This is a genomic window from Dryocola clanedunensis subsp. sulfonylureivorans (assembly GCF_016756775.1).
Lineage (GTDB): Bacteria > Pseudomonadota > Gammaproteobacteria > Enterobacterales > Enterobacteriaceae > Dryocola > Dryocola clanedunensis.
In genome coordinates this window covers 1-797 of sequence record NZ_JAERMU010000073.1, presented here as the reverse complement: position 1 = coordinate 797, position 797 = coordinate 1, and the positions used below count along the sequence as shown (strand labels likewise).

The 797-nt window shown below is 59.3% G+C and carries 1 protein-coding gene; it reads left to right on the top strand.

The annotated features are described in order from the left end of the window. Positions 1-797: ShlB/FhaC/HecB family hemolysin secretion/activation protein (locus HYQ67_RS23815; protein WP_202308660.1), on the top strand; the 797-nt coding region annotated here is incomplete at both ends.

Below are 797 nucleotides of genomic sequence, written 5' to 3'. Positions count from 1 at the left end.
GGTTTGACGGGGAATAACCTGCTGGGCCTGGCGGACAGCTGGTTTGTCAGCGGCGGGCGCAGCAGCGCCTTCTCAAACTCAAAGGATGCGCAGAATTTTGCCGCCGGGGTCAGCGTTCCGTACGGATACAGCCTGCTTGACTACAGCTACAGCTGGAACAACTACCTCAGCACCATTGATAACAACGGCTATGAGTGGCGCTCGAGCGGTGATACCGAAACCCACCGCGTTAACCTCTCCCATGTACTGTTCCGCAACGGCGACATTAAAACCGGTGTCTCCGTCGGCCTCAGCCACCGTATCAATCGTAATTACCTGGACGACGTATTGCTGCGCAGCAGCAGCCGTAAGCTCACCAGCCTGCTGTTTGGCCTGAACCATACGCAAAAAATGTTTGGCGGCGTCGCCACGTTCAACCCGACCTTCAGCCGGGGCATGCCCTGGCTGGGGGCCGAGGAGGACGGCAACAAAAACGGTGACCTGCCAAAAGCAGAGTTCCGCAAATGGAGCCTTAACGCCAGTTTTCAGCGCCCGGTGGTGGAAAACCTGTGGTGGCTGGCCAGCGCCTACGGGCAGTGGACGCCGGATCGCCTGTACGGCAGTGAACGGATGACCATTGGGGGGGAAAGTTCGGTGCGGGGTTTTAAAGAGCAGAGCATCTCGGGTGATAACGGTGCCTACTGGCGTAACGAGCTCAACTACACCCTGTTTACGCTGCCGGTTATCGGTCAGGTAAGCGCGCTGGCCGCGCTCGACGGCGGCTGGCTGCATTCCGACCGGCTCGATCCGTATGCCGG